This is a genomic window from Pyrinomonas sp. (assembly GCF_040289685.1).
Lineage (GTDB): Bacteria > Acidobacteriota > Blastocatellia > Pyrinomonadales > Pyrinomonadaceae > Pyrinomonas.
The window spans coordinates 32927-52399 of record NZ_PSLQ01000016.1 but is presented as its reverse complement, the minus strand read 5'-3'; the positions used below and the strand labels follow the sequence as shown (position 1 = coordinate 52399).

Sequence of the window (19473 nt, the reverse complement as noted above, 5' to 3'; positions counted from 1 at the left end):
GTCGGCTCGGCGAACTGCTCCCCTTGCCAAAGCCGACGCTGGTTGCCAGCGCTTCGCCGCTCCCAACCGGACCGACGCCGTCGCCAACTGCAACGCCGCTGACTCAAGCCCCGGCTCCGCAACCGACGCCACCGGCGGTCACCGCGCCGTCGCCCCTGCCGAACACGCCATCGCCGCGCGAAAGATTTGAGCGCGGGGTTGCGCTCTGGTCGCAGAATAGAGCGGCGGCGCTCGAAGAGTTTCGCGCGGCGAGCCGCGCCGGCGTAAGCGACGCTTACTACTACCTTGGGCTGAGCATCGCCGAAGGGCGTGACCCGCGCCAACTATCGCGCGCCGAACTCGTCTCTGCACTCTACTACTTTCAGATGGCGCGCGCTGGCGGCGGACGCACGGCGGCGCAAGCGCGCCGTTACGAAGAGCGACTCGGACAAGAGTACGACCGTCGCCGCGGACAATCGCCGCGATGATGGGCCGCCCCGAACCGACCGCTGCTGGCGGGGACGATTGGGGCGCCCAGCGATTTTTCGGCGTGGGGAAACGGCGCGCGCTTTGAATGCAACCGCGCTCGAAGCTCACGTAAAGCTTAGCGACCTTTGCAAAAGGAGCGTCCGTGGGACCACGGATCGGGCGGCGAAGAGTTAAAACTCCGCGCTGCCTCGTCTATAGAAAGACGCTGCTTCGGCGTTGTTCCCCGCACATGATGAATGCGTGAAACTCCTGCGTCGCGTTTTGCGTAAGATGATCTGACCGCTTTCGAGAAACCATGCCGACGCTCATCATCAAATATCCGGGGCGGGCGCCGGAAAAGTTCCCGGTGGACCAACTGCGCATGACCATCGGGCGATCGGCGCGCAACGACATATGCTTGAAGGATCCCTTTGCATCGCGCGTGCACGCCGAAATCCGGCGCGAGGGGAACACATACTTTCTGCGCGACCTCAACTCGGTCAATGGCACCTACCGCAACGGTGTGCGGATCGCCGAGGCCGTGCCGCTCGACGACGGCGACACCATCTGCATCGGCGAGACAGAGCTGGAATTCCGCGAAACCGACGGGGCGCAAACCTCGGCCCTCTCCATCGCTGAAGCGCAAGCCGCGCTGCCCGAAGCGACCATCAGCGTCCCATCGGTGGACCGCACGACCTCGGGCCTGCTGGAAGCGATCGAAGAGGCGCGCCAACGAGCGGGTGTCTGCGTTGCGCCGAGCTATCAAGTGGCGCAAAGAAGCGAATTGCTTGCGCTCATCAGCAAAGTCGGGGTGACGTTGCTCGCGTCGGTCACGCTCGATGAAACCCTACGGCAGATAGCTTCGCTCGTCTTCGACGCCGTGCCCGCCGAACGTTGCATCATCATGCTGCGTTCGGGCGAGACGGGCCAATTGGACGTGCGCGTGGCAGCGACGCGCGTGACGCGCGAGACGGTGGGCGAGTTTCGCGTCAGTCGCTCGGTGATCGAAGAGGTCATCGGTCACGGGCGCTCGGTTCTCACCTCGGATGCCGAACACGATCCGCGCTTTGCCCACACGACGACGGTGCGTGGCATAAGATCAGTGCTCGCCGTGCCGCTCGGCGTCGAAGATCGCATCTTCGGCATGATCTACGCCGATTCGCCGTTAATCGAAGTGCGTTTCACCGAAGATCACCTGAAGATTTTGACGACGCTCGCTTCGGTGGCCGCCATTCGCGTCGAGAACGCACGTCTCGCTGAAGAGCGAATCAAACGCGAGCGCCTTGAACGCGAACTCCAGCTTGCGCGCGAGATACAACAGCGCTTTCAACCGGCTGCGCCGCCGCGCATCGAGGGCTATGAACTCGAAGGCATAAGCTTCCCATGCTACGAAATCGGCGGAGATTATTACGACTTCATCCTGCGCCCCGACGAGAAGTTGATCTTCACGCTCGGCGACGTTTCGGGCAAGGGGACGAGCGCCGCGCTTCTCATGTCGTCGCTTCACGCCGCCGTGCACGCCCATGCGTTCTCGCCGGATCCCGCCGTTGAAAAGGTACGCGAGATCAACCGCTATCTGGCGACCAACATCCCGACGAATCGCTTCGTCACGCTCTTTTACGCCGAACTTTCTGCCGCCTCCGGCGAAATCGAGTACGTCAACGCCGGTCATAATCCGCCGTTGATCGTCCGCGCAACGGGCGAGGTCGAACGGATCGAAGCGACTTGTCTGCCGCTCGGAATCTTCGAGGAGGCGCCTTTTGCTGGCGGCTCGAACCGCTTGGATGCCGGTGACGTGATGGTCATCTACTCGGACGGCATCTCCGAAGCGTGCGACGAACAAGGGCGCGAATTCGGCATTGAATCTCTGATCGAAGTCGTCGTTGCCAACCGACGCCTCGCCGTTTCCGCGCTGCGCGATCAGATCGAAGGAGCGCTTTCGCGCTTCACGCACGGAGCGCCAGCCACCGATGACGTAACGCTGGTCATCCTTAAACGGCTCGAAACGGCGCAGGGAAGATAAACGCTCCGACGAAGCTCACCGCTCTCACCTCGGTTGACGAGCCTTGGAAAGAACCGAACGCGCCTTCTGACTCGCCTCAACGGAAAACGCTCGGAAGCCTTCGGTCCTACCGCAGCAACTCTACCCGCAAAGCCCCCTCGCGCTTCTCGCCTCGTGCTCAATCTGCGCTCTGCGTCGCAGAGGTAGCAGCTTTACCCGCAACGTAGCTCTTCACGCTTCCGCTTCGAGAGAACGTCTGAAACTGGCTGTGCCGTGCGCTTCATGCGAGTTCGTCTTATGGGGAAGCACCGGCAGAGGATCGTCTTCATGAGAGCCTTGCAAGAATCCCTTCATCGAAAAGCAATCTGAATGCGCTGGCAACCATTCGCCGACGCGCGTTCATCTACAAGCATCTCGAAAGACCCGACCAAGCGACCGCGAAACCCATCACAAACGATGGCGTTCGGTTCTTGTTCGGGTTTTCGGTTTGAAGAAAGACTTCTCTGTGGGGGTTTTGAGGTTATGCGCAACTTTTTGTGGCTTCTCGTGCTTGCTCTTTTGCCCGTTCAACAAGCATGGGCGCAAGTCCCGCAAGACGATCGACCGCGTGCGGAGATATTCTTCGGCTACTCCAACCTTCAAGCCGAAGGGTTGCCTGGCGAAGAAGGACAAGATGATTCCTTCGACGACGAGGTCTTCGGCGAACGCGCTGGTCTCAACGGCTTCAATGCGGCGTTGACCGGTTATATCACGCGCCGCTTCGGCATCACGGGCGATTTCTCCTTCAACCGAAACGATCGAGACCTCACCGTCCCAGGTGGACGCGGGAGCTTGGATACGCGCGTCATCAATCTACTTGGTGGTCCTACCGTCAAATTCTTCAACGATAGCCGCGTGACGCCGTTCGCGCGCGCGTTGTTCGGAATAGCCAACACGCGCTTTGAAGCGGAAGAGGAACGTAGCGTCGCGGGCGGCACGCAACGTAACAGCTTCACGACCAATGCGACCGATTTCGCCATGGCGCTTGGCGGCGGCGTAGACGTGAAGTTGAACGATCGCGTTGACCTTCGCGTGTTGCAAGTCGATTACAACCCGGTCTTTCTCCGCGACCGGTCCATTCAAGTGCTCGGCGGCGCCGGAGCGGTGATCCCGCAAAGGCTCGAAGGGCAAAGACAGGATAACATTCGCCTGTCGTTCGGCGTCGTCTTCAGATGAGAAGGCACTGGCGTGACACATCTCAAGCGAGGGCGCTCGTTATGTGGCGGGTGCCCTTCGCTTGAAATCGCACGTTCCCTTTTGCGCGTTGGGGAAGGGCGTTGCCATCGCTGAGGGATCGCACGCCGAACATGGTCAGCTCTCCTCGCGCTGCTTGCCTATTTCGGCCAAGCTCTTTTTGATCTTGCGCGCGTTTTGCGGCGTGATGCCATCGACCATCTCTAGGCCGCCGCCTTCGACGAATTTGACCAAATTGTCGAGCGTCTCGATCTTGAACTTTTTGTAAAGGGTCGAAGCCGTCTTCGGCCCGATTCCCTCGACGAGCAGCAGATCGAGAACGCTCGCCGGCGTCTCTTGAATCAAACGCTCCCAAGCATCGAACGTTCCGCGCTCGATGATTTCCATGATCTTGGCGCTGATGGCTCGTCCGATGCCTGGTATCTCCTGCAATCCCGCCTCGCCCTTCTCGCGCGCAATCTGTTCGAGCGGCGTCGGCCAATCGCGTATGGTCTCAGCCGCACGCTTGTACGAGCGTATGCGATAAGGATCATCGCCGCGAATCTCCAGCAGCAAGGCGAGGCGAGCGAAACGTTCGGCGATCTCTTCGTTGGTCATGCGCATCTTCCCGTTATCGATTTCAGTCGCGCTAACGGCGTCAAGACCGTTACCGGTTCCAAAGCTGTACCTCGACTATGATACTCTAAATGGCGCTGCCCGATGATCAAAATTTTCGAGGGAGAGGATGAAGATCAAGAAGCTATTTTCCCTGCTCGTCGTCGCCTTACTCTGGTTGCAGAGCGCTCCTTTAGTGGCACGTGCCGACGAAGGCATGTGGCCCTTCAACAACGTCCCGAAAGCGGAGATCAAGCGACGTTACGGCTTTGAAGTGACCGATGCGTGGTTGCAGAAAGTCCAGCTCGCTTCCGTGCGCTTCAACAATGGCGGTTCCGGCTCGTTCGTCTCGCCGGACGGATTGGTTCTCACCAATCATCACATCGCTTCGGACACGCTCGCCAAGTTGAGCACGCCGCAACGCGATCTCGTCAAGGAAGGGTTCTACGCGCGCACGCGCGCTGAAGAACTCAAAGCGCCCGATCTCGAACTGAACGTGCTGGTGAGCATCGAGGACGTGACCGAGCGCGTCAATGCCGCCGTCAAACCCGGCATGTCGACAGCCGAAGCCAACGCCGCGCGACGTGCGGCGATCGCGGCCATCGAAAAAGAGTCGTTGGAGAAGACGGGCCTGCGAAGCGACGTCGTTACGCTTTACCAAGGCGGTCAATACAATCTCTACCGTTACAAACGGTACACGGATGTGCGTTTGGTCTTCGCGCCTGAGTTTCAGATCGCCTTCTTCGGCGGCGATCCGGATAATTTCACCTACCCGCGCTATTGCCTCGACATGGCGCTGTTTCGCGTTTACGAGAACGGTCAACCGGCGCGCATCGAAAACTACCTGAAGTGGTCCAAAACCGGCGCGCGCGAGGGCGAACTCGTTTTCGTCTCAGGCCATCCCGGTTCGACGCAGCGACTCAATACGGTGGCCCATCTCGAATACTTGCGCGACACGGGCCTACCGTTGCTGATCCGCTGGCTCGAAACGACGCGCGCCGCTCTGCTCTCCTACAGTCGGCAAGGCGAAGAGCAAGCACGTCGAGCGCAAGAGGATCTGTTCAGCGTTGAAAACAGCCTCAAGGCGCTGCGCGGTCAGCTCGAAGGGCTGAAAGATCCGAAGATCATGGCGCGTAAAAAACAGGAGGAGGAACAACTTCGCGCCTTCGTCGCCGCCTCGCCGAAACGGCGAAGCGAGTATGGCGAGGCGTGGGACCGCATTGCGCGTGCGCGGCGTAGCCTAGTCGCTTACGAACGTGAGCGACGCTTTCTCGAAGGCGCGTGGGGCTTCAACTCGAAGCTCTTCGATATCGCACGCACTCTCGTCCGTCTGGCGGAAGAGAACGAAAAGCCGGATGCCGAACGGCTTCCCGAATACACCGCGGCGCGGCGCGAATCGTTGGAGCTTCAACTCTATTCACCGGCTCCCATCTACGACGATTTCGAACAGATCAAGCTCGCCGCTTCGCTCCGCTTCATGCGTGATGAACTCGGCGCGAACAACCCGACGGTGCAAAAGGTGCTGGCTGGCCGCACTCCTGAAGAACGGGCCGCGGAATTGATCAAAGGCACGAAGCTCAAGGATGTCGCCTACCGCAAGCAGCTCGCCGCTGGCGGGCGACGCGCCATCGAAAAGGCTCAGGATTCGATGATCGAGCTGGCACGTGCCGTTGACGCAGAGGCGCGCGCTTTGCGCAAACGATACGAAGATGAAGTGGTCGGCGTCGAACGCGAAGCCTACGCCAAAATCGCGCGCGCCCTGTTCGAGAAAGAAGGAACGCGCATCTACCCTGACGCGACTTTCACGCTTCGCCTCTCCTACGGTGCCGTTAAAGGCTACACGGAGAACGGGCGTTTCGTTCCGCCGTTTACATTCTTCGCCGGACTCTACGAACGCGCTGCGCAACACAACAATCAGCCGCCTTATCAACTGCCAATGCGCTGGATCGAGAAGAGATCGGCGCTCAATCTCCGAACGCCGTTCAACTTCGTCTCCACCAATGACATCATCGGCGGCAATTCAGGTTCGCCAGTGATCAATCGGAACGCTGAACTGGTCGGCTTGATCTTCGACGGCAACATCCAGTCGCTGGTCGGCAATTTCGTTTACGACGAGACGCAAAATCGCGCTGTTTCGGTCGACGTCCGCGGCATGATCGAAGCGCTGCGCAAAGTCTACGGGGCCGATGCCCTGATCGAAGAGCTTTTGAGGAATGAATCTGCTGTGACGTCCTCCCCTCAATGAATTGAGGGGCATCCTTGTTCAGGATGCACGCAGGGCTTTATCGCGCGCGCTCCGGTTCGTGGACCGTATGCCATCCCAAGTGGTATGACATGACCACGGGCCGCGCCACACGGCCACTACTCCCCTTCACGGGAGATACCTGGTACGCCCTTTCGTAGATATTCAAGGTACGCTTGCGCGTGACCAGGGGGCCGTCCACGTCTGCCATGGTAACATTCCGCAAAACGGTTGTAAATGCTGTAGCGAGGGGGTGCGGTGTATCCCCTCAATCAATTGAGGGGGATGACAGCCCCTCGCGCTCCCCCACTTTCTCTAAATCCCCATCGCGGCCCTTTCCCGTTATCTGATACGGTCAGCGACAATGGTGCTGGTAAAGAGGCTGAGGTGTGCCGTATCAAACCGACTCTTCGTGCTCAGGTTCGGCAGGAGGAGCGCTGGCCCAACCGGGCACGCGAAGGCAAGCCACCGTGTGTTCCGGGACGACCTCGCGCAAGCGCGGGTCGATCTCAGCGCACTCAGCGATCGCTTCCGGGCAGCGCGTGCGAAACCGACATCCTGAAGGAGGATTGATCGGCGTGGGCACATCGCCGCGCAAGATGATGCGCTCGCGTTTGCGCTTCGGATCGGGGACCGGAATAGCGGAAAGAAGCGCGCGCGTGTACGGGTGGAGCGGGCGCGCGTATAGCTCTTCGGCTCGCGCGATCTCGACGATGCGTCCGAGGTACATGACGGCGACGCGGTCAGACAAGTGTTCGACTACGGCCAATCCATGTGAGATGAAGAGGTAGGAGAGTCCAAATTCCGCTTGCAGGTCTTCAAGGAGGTTGATGACTTGCGCCTGCACGGAGACATCTAGCGCCGAGACCGGTTCATCGGCGACGATCAACTTCGGGTTCAAAGCGAGCGCGCGGGCGATGCCGATTCGCTGTCGTTGACCGCCGGAAAATTCGTGCGGGTAACGGTTCATGTAGTCAGGATCGAGACCGACTTTGCGCAGGAGTTCAGCCGCCCGCTCGCGCCTTTCGCGTTTGCTTCCGAGGCGGTGAATGACGAGCGGTTCAGCGACGATATCGCCTACCTTCATGCGCGGATTGAGCGAGGCATATGGGTCTTGAAAGATGATCTGCATGTCACGGCGAAGCGCCCGCAACTCGCTTCGTCCGAGCGCAAGCACATTGCGACCTTCGAAGCTGATCTCGCCGCGCGTCGGTTCGACCAATCTGAGCAGACATCGTCCGACGGTGGATTTGCCACAACCCGATTCGCCGACCAATCCGAAAGTTTCGCCGCGAAAGATAGCGAAATTGACGCCATCAACAGCGCGCACGACCTCGCTGCTCCCGCGCACGGGGAAATGCTTGACCAGACCGCGCACGCGTGCGAGCGGCTGGGCGGCGACCACAGCGTCCGCTGACCGCTCCGGCAACGAAGTTCCCCTTTCTTCTCGGTACATCATCCGACCGCACTCCCGCGTTGAGCCGGCGTCTGAACGCTGACTCGTTCGTCATACAAAACGCAACGCACGTACACGTTTGAACTGAGTTGGTAGAGCGGTATTTCGCCCTCGGTGCAGCGCGCCATGCGGTGCGCGCAGCGCGGCGCGAAGTGACACCCAGGCGGCAGCGCCGTCAGTTTCGGCACGCTCCCCGCGATGGCCACTAACCTTTCGGCCTTGCGCACTTCGGCCAGCGTCAGTTTAGGCACGCAACGCAGGAGACCTTCCGTGTACGGGTGTTTGGGGTGCGCGAAGAGTTCTTCCACGGGCGACTCTTCAACGATGCGCCCGGTGTACATGACGATCACGCGATCAGCCGTTTCGGCGACGACGCCGAGATCGTGTGTGATCAAAAGGATCGCCAGCTCTCTGGTCCGGCGCAAGCCTTCAAGCAGTTCAAGGATCTGCGCCTGTATGGTCACATCGAGCGCCGTGGTCGGCTCATCTGCGATCAACACCTTCGGATCGCACGCGAGCGCCATGGCGATCATCACACGCTGGCGCATGCCACCCGAAAGTTGATGCGGGTAATCGTCGGCGCGCCGCTCCGGGTCGGGGATAGCCACTTCACGCATCGCTTCAATGGCCGCTCGACGAGCTTCGCGCCGCGACATCTTCCGGTGCAGGCGCAACGCTTCGGCGATCTGCTCGCCAACAGTGTAAACGGGATTGAGCGAGGTCATCGGGTCTTGAAAGATCATCGCGATCTCGTCGCCGCGCACGTGGCGCATTTCCTCCTCGGAGAGGCGCAACAGGTCGCGCCCTTCGAACAAGACCTCGCCGCCGACGATCTTGCCGGGCGCCGGCACGAGCCGCATGAGCGAAAGCGCGAGCATCGATTTGCCGCAACCGGATTCACCGACCAAGCCGAGAACCTCGCCTCGGTCGAGATGGAAGCTGACGCCATCGACGGCGCGCACCGTGCCTTCGCGCGACGGGAAGTGGGTTCGCAGCTCTTTGATTTCAAGTAGGTGCGACATGCAATAGATCAATTGGTTCCAACGCGCGAGCGTTCGCAGCTCTTTGATCCCAAGGCGACATCTGTTCGGGCTAGAGCGCCTGCTCGCAACATCAGGCAGGTTCTATTCTCGCAGCAAAAGGCGCTTGGCGGGAAGCCGAAAAGACCGACTTCGCGCGACAAGCGCCATCTCTTGATCGTGGCCCGCCTACGCCCAAATAGACTTGTCCGCCGTGACCTCCTCCCGACTCTCGTGAGCGGGGCTTCCCCGTCAACGGCGCGTCTTTGCGAACATCAGCGTCGCTTCTAAGCAGTTTTCATCGGAAACCTCTTGCGCCCTGCTTTGTCCCCTGACCGATCGGCACCGAAAGCCGCCGCATTGCACCGCGCCTCAAACCAGTTGCGTCTGCCCCGGAATGGGTACCGGTGGGACTGGCATCGGCCCCCAAACGAGCTTTTCAGGCACGAGCTTCTCTTTGGAATTGAGCGCCTGCTCCCAAGTCACTTCCCGACCCGTGTAAGCCGACATGCGCCCCATGATCGCCGTCAAAGTGCTCTCGGCGACGTTCTTCAACTCATTGATCGGTTTGCCCGAGCGTATGGCGTTGATCAGGTCGATGTGCTCTTGCACGTATGGCGCGTTGTCCTGATCGCGCGGGAAGCGCCAACTGTTCGGTCCCGTGATCGCATAGCGCGTCGAGGCGATCATGATCGCTTCGCCTTTGGAGCCGACGATCGCTTCGGAAACGTTTTTGTCCGTGTTCTCGATCTGCCGACACATGCTGAGCAAATGAACGCCGTTTTCGTATTCGTAATCGACCGCGAAGTGGTCGTAGATGTGACCGTAAGCCGGATCGGTGCGCGCCTGTCTGCCGCCCATGCCGAGCGCACGAATGGGATGCGCGCCAAGCGCCCAGTTGACGACGTCGATGTTGTGCACATGTTGCTCGACGATGTGGTCGCCCGACAACCACGTGAAGTAGAGCCAATTGCGCAGTTGCCATTCGAGGTCGGTCCAGTTCGGTTGCCGCGGATACATCCATAGCCCGCCCTGATTCCAGTAACAACGCGCGGCAACGATCTGCCCGATCTGTCCGTCATGAATTCGCTTGATCGTCTCGAGATAACCGGTTTGGTGGCGACGTTGCGTGCCCGCGACAACGCATAGCCCCTTGGCCTTCGCCTCTTCGTAAAGAGCGAGCACCGTCCGCACGCCTGGACCATCGACGGCGACCGGTTTTTCCGTGAAGACGTGCTTGCCCGCGGCAATCGCCGCTTTCAGATGGAGCGGACGAAAGCCGGGCGGCGTGGCGAGAACGATGTAGTTGGCCTCGGTGGCGATCACCTTCTCGTAAGCATCGAAGCCGACGAAACAGCGATCATCCGGCACTTCGGCATCTTTGCCGAGCGCTTTCAGCTCGGCGCGGCTCTTCTCCAAGCGGTCTTTGAAGACGTCGCCCATGGCGACCAATTTGACGCCGGGCGCAGCTTTGAAGGCGTCCTTGACGGCGCCCGTCCCGCGTCCGCCGCAGCCGACCAACCCGATCTTGATCGCGTCGCTGCCGGCGGCATAGGCGCCCGGCAAACTGGCCCAGCCGGACGCCAGCGTGGTTCCCACCGCGGCAGCGGCGCTCGTTCGTAGAAAGTCGCGGCGCGAAGCAGCGCCTTCCTTCAGCAATCGTCTCTGTTTGGTCATGGCATCGTGTCGCTCCGTTCTCAAATTTTCTACAAGTCCGTTCGCGATCCTCTTCCGGATCGAGAAATGTTTATGAAGCCATACGCCGCAATTCTTTCGTCGGACGATGCTCGACTTCAGCGCCTTGCCGTCGCAGATCGGTTACTCATGGGCTTCGCGGCGTCACTTTGGAACGCAAACCGCGCAAGTTCTCCTGCTCGCGGTAGGGACGCACGAGACGAAATCCAACCGTGATCGCTTCCGTGTGCCACCAGATGCTCTTCGGACTTTGCGGATCGCGCCGACTCCATTCGGGCGTCGAAGCGCGCCGCGCCGCACAACGCAACAGCGGCGGCTCGTCGTCCCACGATCCGCCGCGCACGACGTGCGGATAGCGTCGCTCATCAGGTAGACGCACGGGCGAGAAGACGGGCACCTTCGGGTCGCTTGCAGCGTAAAAGTTTGCCTCGTACTGGTCCAACACCCACTCGGCCACATTGCCGTGCATATCGTGGATGCCCCATGGGTTGGGACGCTTCTGCGCTACCGGATGCGGCCGACCGTTGGAGTTGTCCAAGTACCACGCATAGTCGCCAAGCTTGGCGACATCGTCGCCGAACGAATAGAGCGTGCTCGTTCCGGCGCGACAAGCGCGCTCCCATTCGGCCTCGGTTGGCAGACGATAGGTCTTGCCGGTTAAAGATGAAAGCCATCGCGCATACTCCATGGCGGCATGATGCGTCATGTTGATGGCGGGCATGCCTCGCTTACCGAAGCCGAACGATTCGTCACCATAAGGAGGCGACGGGCGCGTCGTGGCATCAGCTCCGGCTGGAGCGCCGATGGCGCTCGGCGGACGCTTGCTTTGAAGGTCGCGCTTGAAAGCGAAGACGTCGTATTCGTCCCACGTCACCTCGGTCTTGCTGATCCAAAAAGGCCCAACCGTTACCAGATGCTGCGGCCCTTCGTCGGGCGAACGACCAGGTTCATCCGCCGGGCTGCCCATCAGAAACGTGCCGCCCGGAACAGGTACCATCTCAAACTGCACGTCCGTTCCCGGAATGGTCTCGACATAGGGCTTCATGTCGGCTGGAAGCGCCGTAGCCGACGGCGCGCTCGTCTGCCGCGCTCCATCGGCTGGCCAAGCGAACCACAAAGCGCCACCCAACAAAGCGCCAGCCAACAGATGAATCGCTGCCCGGTGAACAAATGCTTTCGCCATCTCCCACCAATCCTTTCCCCAGCGTCAGGGATCTTCGGCTGCGCGCCGTGGGGTGGGACTCCCTGAGCCGCAACTGTAAAACTCCGCAATATGTCAAATCTTTGAACAATTCGCCGCTGCTAACCGGAAAGCGCTTGCACGACGGGGCTTTACCGGCGAAAATCGCGAAGCGGAGGACGCTCGTATCAAATACGAAATGGGGCGATTTGTCAAACTTTGTAGTCTTTTCCTCGAAACTCTCTTTCTGATCGCCGTCTCGACCGTCCATGCGCAACGAGGGCTTACATCCCCGCCAAGCGAGCCAATCGCGCGCGGCGTCTCAAACGCGCCGCGGGAAAGGCAACTGGAGAGCAAACGGCTCGCTCGATCTGCGGTTCGCGCGCGCGCGTCGCGAGAAGGTCGCTTCGAGTTCGCACAAGCGCACATGGGAACGGAGTTTCGACTCATCCTCTACGCGCGCGATGCGCAGCGTGCCGAGCGCGCGGCAGCAGCGGCCTTTGCGCGCATCGCCCAACTGGACCAGATCATGAGCGATTACCGCGAGACGAGCGAGCTATCGGCTCTGTGTCGGCGCGCTGGGAGCGGATGGGTGCCAGTCAGTTCCGATCTTTTTCGCGTCCTCGTCGTCGCGCAGGAGATCGCGCAACGCACGAACGGAGCGTTCGACGTGACGGTGGGGCCGGTCGTGCGCTTGTGGCGCCACGCGCGCCGAACGGGCGAATTCCCCGACGCCGAACGGCTTGCCAAAGCGCGCGCGCTGGTCGGCTACGCGAAGCTGCAGCTCGATGCGCGCCGCCGAGCGGTTCGCCTCATCTTGCCCGGCATGCAACTCGATCTCGGCGGCATCGCCAAGGGCTATGCGGCAGATGAGGCGATGAAAGAGCTTCGCCGCTTTGGCATCGAACGCGCGCTCGTCGTTGCGGGCGGCGACATCGTGGCAGGCGCGCCGCCGCCCAAGGCCGCTGGTTGGAAGATCGAGGTGTTGCCTTTCAAACCATCATCCGGAGCCGAAATCCGCCAACTGCTGCTCAGCAGGCGTGCCGTTTCAACCTCGGGCGACGCCGAACAATTCGTCGAGATAAACGGAGTTCGCTATTCGCATATCGTCGATCCGCGCACCGGCATCGGCCTCATCGGTCCAAGCAGCGTAACGGTGATCGCCCCTACCGGAACGCTTTCCGACGCGCTGGCGACGGCAGCCAGCGTGCTCGGTCCGCAACAAGGAAGCGAATTGATCGACTCGGTCGCTGGCGCAGCCGCGCTCTTTCTCTGGCGCGATCATCAAGGCATACACAGCCGCGCTTCCAAACGTTGGTCCAGTTTCGTCGGCAGGCGAGCAATTCTCTCCGAGCGGGGTGGAGGATCGGACGCGCGTAAGGCGAACGGCGAGCGCTGACACGCTGCGCAGCGCACCGATTTTGGATCGTCACCGATAAACCATGCGCGATGCCAACGCACTGGAGCATCATACAAACTGCGCGCGATGCGTGGACTTTAGGTCGTCGCCGCCTGTACACCAACGAAATCTCTTGCCTGCATGGTACGCAGCAAGAACTTCAGATCGTCACCGCTTCGCGATATTCGCCCCACACACGGCGCAATCGACCGCTGATCTCGCCAACGGTCGCCAGAGCTTCGACGCAATCCAAAATACGCGGCAGGAGGTTTTCCGTGCCGCGCGCCGCTTCCTCGAGCGCGGCGAGCGCCGCTTCCGTTTTGATCCGATCGCGCCTTGCACGCAACGCGCGCACGCGCTCGATCTGCCGTCGTTCGATCTCTGGATCGATCCGCAAAGTTGGGATCGGTTTCTCCTCTTCGACTCTGAAGCGATTGACGCCGACCACTATTTGCTCGCCTGATTCGACGGCGAGTTGGTAACGGTAGGCAGCCTCCTGTATCTCGCGCTGCACGTAACCGGTCTCGATGGCACGCAACATACCGCCCATCGCCTCGATCTTGTCGATGTAGTCCACGGCGCGACGCTCGATCTCGTTGGTTAGTTGTTCGATGGCATAAGAACCGGCGAGCGGATCGACCGTGTCGGCGACGCCCGATTCATATGCGATCACTTGCTGCGTGCGCAGCGCCAAGCGCGCCGAATCTTCCGTCGGAAGCGCTAGCGCTTCATCCATCGCGTTCGTATGAAGCGATTGCGTGCCGCCGAGAACGGCGGCCAGCGCTTGAATCGTTGTGCGCACGACGTTGACTTCCGGCTGCTGCGCCGTCAAGGTCGAACCAGCCGTTTGCGTATGGAACCGGAGCATCATCGAGCGCGGGTCGCGCGCGCCGAACCGATCGCGCATCGTGCGCGCCCACAACCGGCGCGCCGCGCGGAATTTCGCCACCTCTTCGAGCAGGTTGTTGTGCGCGTTGAAGAAGAAGGAGAGGCGCGGCGCGAACTCGTCGATTTCCAGTCCGGCGTTGATCGCTGCCTGCGTATAAGTGATGGCGTTGGCCAAAGTGAAAGCGACTTCTTGAACCGCCGTCGCCCCCGCTTCGCGGATGTGATAGCCGCTGATCGAGATCGTGTTCCACTGCGGCACTTCGCGCGCGCAGAAAGCGAAAGTATCGGTGATCAAGCGAAGACTGGGTTCGGGCGGATAGATGTACGTGCCGCGCGCGATGTATTCCTTCAAGATGTCGTTTTGAATCGTGCCGCGCAGTTTCGCCGGTTCGACGCCCTGCTTTCTGGCGACGGCGATGTAGAGGCAAAGGAGGATCGCCGCGGTCGCATTGATCGTCATCGAGGTCGAGACCTGATCGAGCGGAATGCCATCGAAGAGCCGTTCCATGTCTTCGAGCGAATCGATCGCCACGCCGACCTTGCCCACTTCGCCCGCCGCCAACGGATCATCTGAATCGAGACCGATCTGCGTCGGAAGGTCGAACGCGACCGATAGCCCAGTGGTCCCCTGCGAGAGAAGGTACTTGTAACGTGCGTTCGACTCTTCGGCGGTGGCGTATCCAGCATACTGGCGCATGGTCCAGAAACGCCCGCGGTACATGTTGCGCCGAACGCCGCGCGTGAACGGGAAATCGCCCGGCGCGCCGAGATCGCGGTCGTAATCGAGCGGATCGGTGTTCTGCGGATTGAAGTCGTTGGGCAGCTCGATGCCCGACGAGGTCTCGAACCGTTGCCGACGTTCGCCTTCTATCTTCGCGTCGCTGGCCATGATTCGCGCTCCCTGAAACAGACGGAGCCTATCACGAGCGCAAAGCGCGCCGCAATCTGGCATTCGACCGCAAGCTCGGCTTCTGATTTGACCGCGCACCGCGCCTTCGCATAGCATCAACAAGACCATTCACCACAAACTGCGGCGAGGAACTGTGGAACTCAAAGACAACGCCCGGAAATTAGCCGAAGAACTCGGTGCCGCCATCAACCGCGCCATCGAGAATTCGTTCGAAGTCGGCGAAGCCATCGAAAGGTTGCGCGAAGCTGGCTACGAAGTCGAATTGCAGTTGCAGTTGGACATCGGACTCCGTCCGCACCAAAGCGACACAGAGGAGGATGAAATAGAGCTAGAATTAACCGACGAGGATCGGCGCACGCTTCGCCAAATGAAGATCCGCATAGACGATTTTGAAGAATAGCCTCTCAGGGCGTTTTGCCTTGCCCTTGTTTGTGTGCTATGCTTTGCAGCTTTTGAGTCCTGCCGGGATTTTTAAGGAGTCATCTGAAGAGGTTTTATGAGCAACGAACAGACGAACGGTTATCGTGTGGGTCGTGTCGTGCAGGTCATCGGGCCAGTCATCGACGCGCAATTCGAAGAGGGGCACCTTCCGCCGATTTACAACGCCATTCGCATCACGTCGGAAGGCTTCGACGTTCCGCATCCGATCGAGATCGTCTGCGAAGTCGAACAGCACTTGGGCGAAGGGCGCGTGCGCACCGTCTCGATGCAACCGACCGAAGGCGTGGTGCGCGGCATGAAGGCGATCGACACTGGCGGACCGATCACCATGCCCGTTGGTGAAGGCACGCTCGGTCGCGTCCTGAACGTCATCGGCGAACCGGTTGATGGTCTGGGACCGGTCGAGGCCAAAACGCGCTACCCGATCCATCGCCATGCGCCGTCGCTTGAAGAACAATCGACCGAACTGCAAATGTTCGAAACCGGCATCAAGGTCATCGACCTGATCCAGCCGCTTCTTCGCGGCGGCAAGATCGGTCTGTTCGGCGGCGCGGGCGTCGGCAAGACGGTGCTCATCATGGAATTGATCAACAACGTCGCCATGGAGCACGCGGGCTTTTCGGTCTTCGCCGGCGTCGGTGAACGAACGCGCGAAGGCAATGACTTGTTGCGCGAGATGGTCGAATCGCGCGTCATCGACTTCGGCGAAGAGTTCTATCGCCACTACGAAGAGACGGGCGATTTCGACATGACGCGCGTCGATCGCCACGCGCTGCGCAACTCGAAAGTAGCGCTCGTCTATGGGCAGATGACCGAACCGCCCGGCGCGCGTCTGCGCGTTGCGCTCTCGGGGTTGACGGTCGCCGAATACTTCCGCGACCAAGGGCTGGACGTGCTCCTCTTCATCGACAACATCTTCCGCTTCACGCAGGCCGGATCGGAAGTCTCAGCCCTTCTGGGCCGCATGCCTTCCGCCGTCGGTTACCAGCCCAATCTGGCCACCGAGATGGGCGAGCTGCAAGAACGCATCACCTCGACGAAGACGGGCGCAATCACTTCGATTCAAGCCGTTTACGTCCCCGCCGACGACTACACGGACCCAGCGCCAGCGACCACCTTCGCACACCTGGATGCGACCACGGCGCTCTCGCGTCAAATCGCCGAGCTTGGCATCTACCCGGCGGTCGATCCGCTCGCTTCGACCTCGCGCCTTCTGCAACCTGGCTTGGTGAGCGATGAGCATTACTACGTAGCTCAAGAGGTGAAAAGGATCTTGCAGCGATACAAAGACCTGCAAGACATCATCGCCATCTTGGGACTCGACGAACTCTCCGAAGAGGACAAATTGGTCGTCGCCCGCGCGCGCAAAATTCAACGCTTCTTGTCACAACCGTTCCACGTCGCCGAACAGTTCACAGGCCGTCCGGGCAAATACGTCAAGCTCGAAGACACGATCAAAGGCTTCCGCGAAATCGTCGAGGGCAAACACGACGACCTGCCCGAACAGGCCTTCTACATGGTCGGCACCATTGAAGAAGCCCAAGAGAAGGCGCGTCAAATGGCAGCCGTGGCGGCTTAGCAATCAAACGCAGGCGCGGAAGCGGCGAGATTGCTTGAGAACGCCGCTTCTAAGCTTGTTTGAAGAGCGAAAAGATGGCCGAACAGATCCAACTCGAAGTGATCACGCCTGAAAGGCGCGTTGTCGCCGAAAGGGTCGAGACCGTTACGGTCCCTGCGCTCGGCGGCGAAATCGGCGTCCTTCCGGGACACGCGCCGCTCATCTCGCAGATTCAGACCGGAATACTCTCTTACACTAAAGGCGGCGCTACCTACCGGCTCCACGTCTCCGGCGGCTTCGTCGAGGTGAGCGACGATCAGGTCACCGTGCTCGCCGATGTCGCCGAACTCCCCGAAGAGATCGATGCCGCGCGCGCCAGACGCGCGCGCGAACAAGCCGAGAAGATTCTGAGTTCCTTGAGCGGCGATGAAGAGGAGTTCGCTCGCGCCATGGCCAAGCTGGAGCGCTCGCTCGTGCGCATCCAACTGGCCGAAGAGCTTGAGTTGCTCCGCCGCTGAAGCGCCTCGATCTCGCGCACATAAGGCAACAGTTCGCTAGCTTCGCGCGCCTTGGAATGGCGCAGCATCTCTTCCGCCGGGAGAAAACATTGAGATCCCGCTAGCTTCGCGCATCGAACATCCCCGAAAATATCGAGGGCCCTATTTCGCAAAGAGGCGTTGAGATCTCGCTAGCTTCGCATGTTGATCTCTAAACCGAGTACCTTGTCGACGACATCATACTCTTTGAGATCCCGCTAGCTTCGCACGTTGAACGTCTCGCCCGTGCAGTGGGTTTTGACATGGTGGAACTCGCGCCGAACCTGGACCCCAGCGGCCTTTCGGCCCTGGTGGGAGCGCGGCTGCTGACCTAGGTGGTGGCGGTGTGAAGACCTAAAACCGCTCTATGAATCAAGTGGGCGACGAACGCCCCCTCCACCGCGGTTCAAGACGTGCGTGTAGACCATGGTGGGGATGTTTTGGATGATCTATTTGCGGAATACGGCAGCCTCTTTAGTTATAGCATTATTAATCTTCTCTGCTGCTGCTTGTTTTCAAAGCAGGAAGCAAAGCTAATTGAGGAAGGAAACAGAGTTGTAGCCAAAGTAGAGGCCTTCAGGAAACAAAGAGGGAAGCTGCCCGATTCGTTACAAGAAATTGGCATTGAGGAGAAGCTGGAAGGACCGCTATTTTACGAAAAGATAGGTGATAACGAATATAGACTCTGGTTTGGCACTGAGTTAGGCGAATCCGTTACATACAATTCAGAAACCCGTAAATGGCAGTAAACAAAATCCCCAGTCCCGTGCCGAACAAGTCATTCGACCGGACGCGGAGTTAGCTCCCTTCTCATCGAGAACTTGCGTGTGGCGGCGTTGTGTGCCGCGCCGATCAATTCCAGCGTTATATCGCCTCCTCTGGCGTAAGTTCTATAGAATCGGAGTGGACAATGATAGAGGGATAGATGAGAAACTCTGAAATCGAGAACACATCAGATGATGTTTGTGACGGCTGTGGGACGGTTGTCTCTGAAGGGAGAGCGGGTTGCCAAAGATTTTTCGAAGAAGTGCTCGTGAAAGATTATAGCGATTACCGCTATGCCAGAACCCACCGCCTGATGGTGGATACCTATTGCCTGCAACACCCTGATGCGTACATGCGTTCAGGGAAATCATTCGCCGTCCACCTGACGGGCATGTGCGCCGCGCTGGAGTATGAAGACAGCGCAGCCATCAACCGAGCGGTGCAGAGATGGCTCAACGGAGCACGAATCATTGCTAAACCTGCTCAGATGCCAGCACACCGGGGCGACTTGACGATCATGTACATACACAGCGCAACTGATGCAGAAGAGCATCACAGGCGTGTTCGGGAGTGGGCGCGTTCTGTTTGGGCCGCCTGGTCTGAGCACCACGATTTAGCGAGGCAGTGGATTGACGAGGCAAAGAAAGAATCAGAGAAGCATTAGGAAGTATTCATAAGTTGAATAATTCTGAATAATTCCACTTGAGGGAGATATAATGCCAACTTTATCTGTATAATGATCAAATGCCTCGTCCTTCCCTGAAACTCCACCCACACCTGAGTGTGGAAGAACTGGAGCGACACTACCGCACCTGCCGGGATGCAGCGGAATAGACCCGCTGGCTTCACCCTCTGGCTCTACGCTCAACACCCCAGTCCTTCCCATGTGGCCCAGCATACCGGCTTGCTGCCGCAACTGGGTTTACCAGTTGGTACGCCGTCTCAATCAAGAAGGCCCGCAAAGCCTGAGCGACGGCCGACGGGAGAACCACAGCGGACGAGAGCGGGCTATCTTGAGCCCAGAAGAACAACAAGCCCTCTGGCAAGCCCTGCAACAGCGCCCTCCCGACGGGGGTGTGGACGGCCCCCAAGGTGGCCCGCTGGGTGG

Annotated in this window: 15 protein-coding genes and 1 pseudogene; 10 read left to right on the top strand and 6 right to left on the bottom strand. The window is 59.8% G+C overall.

From position 1 onward, the window contains the following. From C4334_RS05755 to C4334_RS05745, 3 genes and pseudogenes are all read left to right on the top strand, one after another. Positions 1 to 467, top strand: a pseudogene (locus C4334_RS05755) (hypothetical protein); the annotation flags it as partial. A gap of 296 nt (positions 468 to 763) precedes the next feature. Next, positions 764 to 2470 (top strand): SpoIIE family protein phosphatase, encoded by a 1707-nt coding sequence (locus C4334_RS05750; RefSeq protein ID WP_352431128.1) that lies wholly within the window; start codon positions 764 to 766, stop codon positions 2468 to 2470. Positions 2471 to 2971: 501 nt separating this feature from the next. Then, on the top strand, positions 2972 to 3664 hold the full coding sequence (locus tag C4334_RS05745) for an outer membrane protein (RefSeq protein WP_352431127.1): 693 nt from the start codon (positions 2972 to 2974) through the stop codon (positions 3662 to 3664). Between the two features lie 135 nt (positions 3665 to 3799). Here C4334_RS05745 and C4334_RS05740 read toward each other — a convergent pair whose 3' ends face one another. Next, on the bottom strand, positions 3800 to 4285 hold the full coding sequence (locus C4334_RS05740; RefSeq protein ID WP_352431126.1) for a helix-hairpin-helix domain-containing protein: 486 nt from the start codon (positions 4283 to 4285) through the stop codon (positions 3800 to 3802). A 121-nt stretch (positions 4286 to 4406) separates the two neighbouring features. On the opposite strand from C4334_RS05740, the gene C4334_RS05735 reads away from it, so the two are divergent. Beyond that, the gene (locus C4334_RS05735; RefSeq protein ID WP_352431125.1) at positions 4407 to 6521 is read left to right on the top strand and encodes a S46 family peptidase; all 2115 of its coding nucleotides are present in this window, start codon (positions 4407 to 4409) and stop codon (positions 6519 to 6521) included. Positions 6522 to 6915: 394 nt separating this feature from the next. On the opposite strand, the gene C4334_RS05730 is transcribed toward C4334_RS05735, so the two are convergent. From C4334_RS05730 to C4334_RS05715, 4 genes are all read right to left on the bottom strand, one after another. Further along, a complete protein-coding gene (locus C4334_RS05730) occupies positions 6916 to 7974 on the bottom strand; it encodes an ABC transporter ATP-binding protein (protein ID WP_352431130.1) in 1059 nt (352 codons plus the stop codon). Continuing rightward, complete coding sequence (locus tag C4334_RS05725) at positions 7974 to 8996, bottom strand: ABC transporter ATP-binding protein (RefSeq protein ID WP_352431124.1); 1023 nt, start codon at positions 8994 to 8996, stop codon at positions 7974 to 7976. The genes C4334_RS05730 and C4334_RS05725 overlap by 1 nt, the downstream gene beginning before the upstream one ends. Before the next feature lie 369 nt (positions 8997 to 9365). After that, complete coding sequence (locus C4334_RS05720; protein ID WP_352431123.1) at positions 9366 to 10670, bottom strand: Gfo/Idh/MocA family protein; 1305 nt, start codon at positions 10668 to 10670, stop codon at positions 9366 to 9368. Between the two features lie 145 nt (positions 10671 to 10815). Beyond that, positions 10816 to 11871: a formylglycine-generating enzyme family protein gene (locus tag C4334_RS05715; RefSeq protein ID WP_352431122.1), complete on the bottom strand. Its 1056-nt coding sequence runs from the start codon at positions 11869 to 11871 to the stop codon at positions 10816 to 10818. 424 nt (positions 11872 to 12295) lie between these two features. Here C4334_RS05715 and C4334_RS05710 point away from each other — a divergent pair, with 424 nt between their 5' ends. After that, positions 12296 to 13267 carry an FAD:protein FMN transferase gene (locus tag C4334_RS05710; protein ID WP_352431121.1) on the top strand — a complete coding sequence of 324 codons (972 nt, stop codon included), beginning with the start codon at positions 12296 to 12298 and terminating at the stop codon, positions 13265 to 13267. 160 nt (positions 13268 to 13427) lie between these two features. Here the strand turns inward: C4334_RS05710 and C4334_RS05705 are convergent, their stop codons facing one another. Then, on the bottom strand, positions 13428 to 15044 hold the full coding sequence (locus C4334_RS05705; protein WP_352431120.1) for an acyl-CoA mutase large subunit family protein: 1617 nt from the start codon (positions 15042 to 15044) through the stop codon (positions 13428 to 13430). A gap of 154 nt (positions 15045 to 15198) precedes the next feature. On the opposite strand from C4334_RS05705, the gene C4334_RS05700 reads away from it, so the two are divergent. The 5 genes from C4334_RS05700 to C4334_RS05680 all read left to right on the top strand — a co-directional run bounded on the left by C4334_RS05700 (position 15199) and on the right by C4334_RS05680 (position 19029). Then, the gene (locus C4334_RS05700) at positions 15199 to 15465 is read left to right on the top strand and encodes a hypothetical protein (RefSeq protein ID WP_352431119.1); all 267 of its coding nucleotides are present in this window, start codon (positions 15199 to 15201) and stop codon (positions 15463 to 15465) included. A gap of 96 nt (positions 15466 to 15561) precedes the next feature. After that, positions 15562 to 17085 carry a F0F1 ATP synthase subunit beta gene (gene atpD / locus C4334_RS05695; RefSeq protein ID WP_352431118.1) on the top strand — a complete coding sequence of 508 codons (1524 nt, stop codon included), beginning with the start codon at positions 15562 to 15564 and terminating at the stop codon, positions 17083 to 17085. A gap of 74 nt (positions 17086 to 17159) precedes the next feature. Then, positions 17160 to 17582: a F0F1 ATP synthase subunit epsilon gene (locus tag C4334_RS05690; RefSeq protein ID WP_352431117.1), complete on the top strand. Its 423-nt coding sequence runs from the start codon at positions 17160 to 17162 to the stop codon at positions 17580 to 17582. Between the two features lie 458 nt (positions 17583 to 18040). Next, the gene (locus C4334_RS05685) at positions 18041 to 18349 is read left to right on the top strand and encodes a hypothetical protein (protein WP_352431116.1); all 309 of its coding nucleotides are present in this window, start codon (positions 18041 to 18043) and stop codon (positions 18347 to 18349) included. Between the two features lie 176 nt (positions 18350 to 18525). Then, positions 18526 to 19029, top strand: coding sequence for a DUF5946 family protein (locus C4334_RS05680; RefSeq protein ID WP_352431115.1), 504 nt, complete (start codon positions 18526 to 18528; stop codon positions 19027 to 19029). Positions 19030 to 19473: the final 444 nt, after the last annotated feature.